This window comes from Longimonas sp. (assembly GCF_046498435.1).
Classification (GTDB): Bacteria; Bacteroidota; Rhodothermia; order Rhodothermales; family Salinibacteraceae; genus Longimonas.
In genome coordinates, this window is the sequence record NZ_JAWOAR010000269.1 from 1 (window position 1) to 5,817 (window position 5,817).

Genomic DNA, 5,817 nt, shown 5'->3' on the forward strand with positions numbered 1-5,817 from the left:
CATGAGACGATTTGTTTTGAGACGTCTTCTGAGACGGCGGGGCAGGGAGCGGGCGGGGGATACACCTATCATATGGGGGTCATGTGGTGGTGGGGGCGACAGCGGGGGGCGGTTTCAGAACCGACCGGTTTTGATACGTACAGAGAAGACATGAGGCTCCACGTCCCCTCCGTCAGTCGCCTCCGCCACAGGCCCGAACTGCTACCGGCATGCAGGCCGGCGCACAGGGGGCGTTCAACGCGCCGGAAAAAATGCTGGATACAGGGTTCTTATTTGTAAATAACGTGTGTAATAACCGATGGTTGGGCCCATTTAACGTGCGCAAACAGAGGGTAGGCCCCGGTGGCCTCATCCGAGCCGCGGTCCCACCTCATCCACAAGCATATAAGCAAGCCAATTCATATCTTACAAAACATACCATCAATATCTGACAGGCTATTGATAGGTGCAGCTCACATGTGATGTCAGTATGTAACGTCAGCATGTGCCAAAGCGCAGCTGGTCTGCTGCCCCCACCCGTTGCCCCAACGCTTGTATATCCTGCTTTTATGTCTTGCTCTCACCGTCTGCTTTCGGGTTACATGTGGGACCCGCTCCGTGTCCAGATTCGCTGGCGTGCTCTGCTGGTGGTCGTCCTTCTTGTCGGATGGGGGACCGCCGCGTCCCTGACCCATGCGCAAATCTACGTCGATGCCGAGGCCAACGCGGGTGGAGACGGCGCCAGTTGGAGCACGGCCTACACCGATCTGCAAGACGCGCTGAGCGATGCCGGAAGCACCGACGAGATCTGGATCGCCGAAGGCACCTACACGCCCAGCAGGCCGCTCGATGCCGGAGATGCGCGCACGGCGACGTTTGAGATCACCGGCGCCCAGGATGGCCTTCAGATCTACGGCGGCTTTGCAGGCACGGAGACCACTCGAAGCGAGCGCGACCCCGCGGCCAACGAAACGATCCTATCGGGCGACATCGGCACCATAGGCAACGCCTCGGACAATGCCTACCACGTGCTTGTTTTCAATGGCGGCAATAGCGTTGGTGCCAGCGTGAGTGCAAACCTCACGACGGGCACGGTGCTGGATGGGATGACCGTCACCGGTGGGAACGCCAACGGTAACGGCTCTTCCAGTAGTGGAGGGGGACTTTACTGCGATGGAGCGGGCACCGGCAACGCGTGTAGCCCGGCGCTTACCGGGCTCACCTTCACGGGGAACGCCGCAGAATACGGCGGGGCGATCTACAACAATGGGGGTCTTGGAGAGAGCAGCCCGCAGATTACGAACGTGGTCTTTACCGGCAACACTGCGGTCCAACAAGGCGGTGCGATCTTCAACAATGCCCGCAATGGCGGCACGAGCAGCCCGCAGATCACCAGCTCCACCTTCACCGGCAACGCTGCAAGCTTCGACGGCGGGGCGATCTACAATGATGGCTCCGATGGCGGCACGAGCAGCCCGCAGGTTACGAACACCATCCTGTGGGGGAATGACGCCTTCATCATGGGCGACGAGATCTATAACGATGCGGCGACGCTCACCCTTGCGCATACGCTCATTGAGGGCGGGCTCGCGGGCATCAGCGAAAACAACGGCTCCTCGACGACCGACGGCGGCAGCAACCTCGACGCCGACCCGCTCTTTGTGGATGCTAACACTCCGGCCGGGGAGGACGGCATTCCCGGCACCGCCGACGACGGCTTGCGCTTCGAACTGGGGAGCCCCGTGCTCAACGCTGGCGACAACAGCGCGATTCCAGCCGGCATCACCACCGACTTGATTGGGGAGGATCGGATTCAGGGCGGCACGGTCAGTCTCGGGGCCTACGAGCGCGGTAACTTCACCGAGGGCCCGCTCTTCTTTGTGAATGGAAGTGCCTCCGGCGACGGATCCTCATTTGCGAATGGACTTTCAGATCTGCAATACGCACTGGATGTCGCTACGGGCAGTGACGTGATTCTCATTGCCGCAGGCACCTACCTGCCCAGCCGCGAGCTCAGCGCCGGGGATGCCCGCACGGCTACGTTTGAGGTCACCGGCGAACAGGACGGCCTTCGGATTTACGGCGGCTGGAGTGGGAGTGAGACGTTTAGCGACGTGTCGGAGGTCGAAGCGGCGCTGGACAGTCGCGATCTGGTAGCCCACGAGACGATTCTCTCGGGCGACCTGAACGGCGACGACGAAACGGGAGGCGACAATAGTGAAAATGCCTATCGTGTGCTCGTCTTGAACGGCGGCGATGCGATTGGCGGCAACGTGAGTGCAAACATCACCCCGGGCACGGTGCTGGATGGTCTCACCATCACCGGCGGGAACGCCAACAGCAACAGCTTTCCCAATAACGCAGGAGGGGGACTTTTCTGCGACGGCGCAGGAAGCGGCAACGCGTGCAGCCCGTCGCTTAGCGGGCTCACCTTCACCGGCAACATCGCTACTGACGGTGGGGCGATCTACAACAATGCCCGCAATGGCGGCACGAGCAGCCCGCAGATCACCAGCTCCACCTTCACCGGCAACGCTGCGCCATACGGTGGGGCGATCTCCAACAATGCCCGCAATGGCGGCACGAGCAGCCCGGTGGTTACGAACGCGACCTTCACCGGCAACGCCGCAGAATACGGCGGGGCGATCTTCAACGATGCCCGCAATGGCGGCAGCACGAGCAGCCCGCAGATTACGAACGCGACCTTCACCGGCAACACCGCAGGCAACGCCGGCGGGGCGATCTACAACAGGGCCTTCAGTGGCACGAGCAGCCCGCAGATTACGAACGTGGTCTTTACCGGCAACACTGCAGGATTCTTCGGCGGCGGGGCGATCTACAACTATGGAACCTTTGGCACGAGCAGCCCACAGATTACGAACACGATCCTATGGGGGAATGACGCCCCCGATGGCAACGAGATCTACAACCGAGGAGCCACGCCCACCCTCGCGCACACGCTCATAGAGGGCGGGCTCGCGGGCATCAGCGAAAATGATGGCTCCTCGACGACCGACGGCGGAAACAACCTCGACGCCGACCCGCTCTTCGTGGATGCTAACACTCCGGCCGGGGAGGACGGCATTCCCGGCACCGCCGACGACGGCCTCCGCCTTCAGGGCAGCTCACCGGCCCTCAACGCAGGCAACAACAGTGCCATTCCTGCAGGGATCGACACCGACCTGCTGGGCGAAGCCCGCATCCAGGACGGTACGGTCAGTCTTGGTGCCTATGAGCAAGAGGTGATCGTGGCTCGTCTCCGCCTGATGTCGCATTCTACGGTAGAAATAAGCACAACTGAGCTTGTCAATCTGGGGGGCGCGGGCGTGACCGGGGCCACCGTCGACCTGGGGCTGCCTGCGGGGGTGTCTGCTACAGCGATCTCAGGCGATGGAAGTGTCAGCGAGAGCACTTGGACGGTCGACGTCCCGGCACAAAGCACGGCCACGGTGCGGGTGGCCTACGAGCGCGATGCCTCCGCCGCCCCGGGTCTGCTCGACCTAACCGCCACGCTTGACACCGATAGCTACACGATTGATGGAGGGGCCAAGGATGCAACCCAGTCGGATGACGCCACCGCTGATTGGGCCCTGCTGGAAGCGCCGTACGGCTCCGGCACCGCCCTCGCCTTCGACGGCAGCGCGGACTACCTACGCATGGACGGCTCGGCGGAAGATGTGGACCTGGTTGGCGCCAGCTTTACCGTCGAAGCCTGGATTCAGGTCGATGACCTCACCGGCGATAATCCGATTCTGGGCCATGGGGATTCCAGCCCCGGAGATTCCAGCCCCGGAGATTCCAGCTCCGGAACGAACCAGGTGCTGTATCTGACGACGCGGGGCACCACGCTGCACATGGGGTTCTTCAATAACGACCTGGGAGGCAGCGCATCACTGGAGGAAGGGCGCTGGCACCACGCCGCGTTTGTCTATGACGCCGCCAATGGGGAGCAGCGCATCTACCTCGACGGCGCACTGGATGGGACTCGTAGTGCAAATGCGTTTGCGGGAGGCCAGAGCGACCCGCTGCAGATCGGGCGGTGGGGCGGCAGTCGCTACCTCGATGGCGCACTCGACGAGTTGCGCATCTGGACCGAGGCGCGCACTGAAGCCGACATTCAGGCGACGATGCACCAAACCCTCCCGACTGATACGCCGGAACTGGTCGCTTCATACCGCTTCGATGCGGCGCAGACGAGCCAGCGCCTCGACGACAGCCACAGCGGCCCCACCGCGTATGATCTGACCGGCGGACGCGACGCCGCGTTTACAGGTGATCCGCAGTGGACCGCCAGCGGCGCGCCGCTCGGGCAAGAAAGCGTCGTGGTGGCCCCAGCAACCGAAGGAACTATCGGAACCAATGGGCAAGCCCTCACCGCGACGGTAACGAGCACCACGGGGCGCTTTACGCTCTACCGCTACGGCGATGCCACTGCCGAGGTCTTCGATGGGGACGCCTTACCGGGAGGAAAAACCCAGCGGACGAATCTCGTGTGGGGCGCAGTGCCGGGCAACGCAGACGCCAGCAACACGGCAGCGGCAGACCTGACCCTCAGCTATGGCGACGTAACCGTCCCCAACCCTGGCGCGGTGGGGCTCGCAAGGCGCCCGGGTCCAGCCCAGCCGTGGACCGCCCGCGCAGAAGAACCCGCCAGCGAGACATTCACGATCACCGGCCAGGCCACCCCTCAGGAGGTTGCGCTCTACGACAACGAGGGAATCATTTTGTATGTGGATGCAGAGGCGTCCGGAGGGGGAACCGGTACTTCGTGGACAGACGCCTTTACGGACCTGCAAGAGGCCCTGGACGCAGCCTTTAATCGCGACGTGATTCTCATTGCAGCAGGCACCTACCTGCCTAGCCGCGAGCTCAGCGCCGGGGATGCCCGCTCGGCCACCTTTGAGGTGACCGGCGCACAGGACGGACTCAAAATCTACGGCGGCTGGAGCGGCAGCGAAACGTTTGCCGACGTTTCGGAGGTAGAAGCGGCGCTGGACAGCCGAGACTTCTCCGCCCACGAGACGACTCTTTCCGGCGACATCGGCACCACAGGCAATGCCTCGGACAATGCCTACCACGTGCTTGTTTTCAATGGCGGCAATGCGGTTGGTGCAGATACGGCCACAAACCTCACGACGGGCACGGTGCTGGATGGGGTGACCGTCACCGGCGGGCACGCCAACGGCAACTTTCCCAATAATGCGGGAGGAGGGCTTTTCTGCGACGGCCTGGGCGCCGGCAACGCATGTAGCCCGTCGCTTAGCGGGCTCACCTTCACCGGCAACATCGCTACTGCCGGCGGGGCGATGGTAAACTGGGGTGGCGATGGCGGAGAGAGCAGCCCGCAGATTACGAACGTGGTCTTCACCGGCAACACCGCAGGCAACGCCGGCGGGGCGATCTACAATGTTGGCCGCAACGGCACGAGCAGCCCGGTGGTTACCAACGCGACCTTCACCGGGAACACTGCAGGGAACTTCGGCGGCGGGGCGATCAACAACAATGGCTCCGATGGCGGCACGAGCAGCCCGGTGATTACGAACACGATCCTATGGGGGAATGACGCCCCCGATGGCAACGAGATCTACAACGGAGACGCCACGCCCACCCTCGCGCACACGCTCATCGAGGGCGGCCTCGCAGGCATCAGCGAAAACAGCGGCTCCTCGACCACCGACGGCGGCAGCAACCTCGACGCCGACCCGCTCTTTGTGGATGCTAACACTCCGGCCGGGGAGGACGGCATTCCGGCACCGCCGACGACGGCTTGCGCCTTGAACCGGGCAGCCCTGCGCTCAACGCTGGCGACAACAGCGCGATTCCAGCCGGCATCACCAC

Annotated in this window: 1 protein-coding gene; it reads left to right on the top strand. The window is 63.1% G+C overall.

Going from position 1 to position 5,817, the window contains the following annotated elements; genetic code table 11:
* Positions 1–581: 581 nt before the first annotated feature.
* The coding region (locus R6U20_RS10520) for a LamG-like jellyroll fold domain-containing protein (RefSeq protein ID WP_410337813.1) at positions 582–5,817 on the top strand (5,236 nt) is incomplete at its 3' end.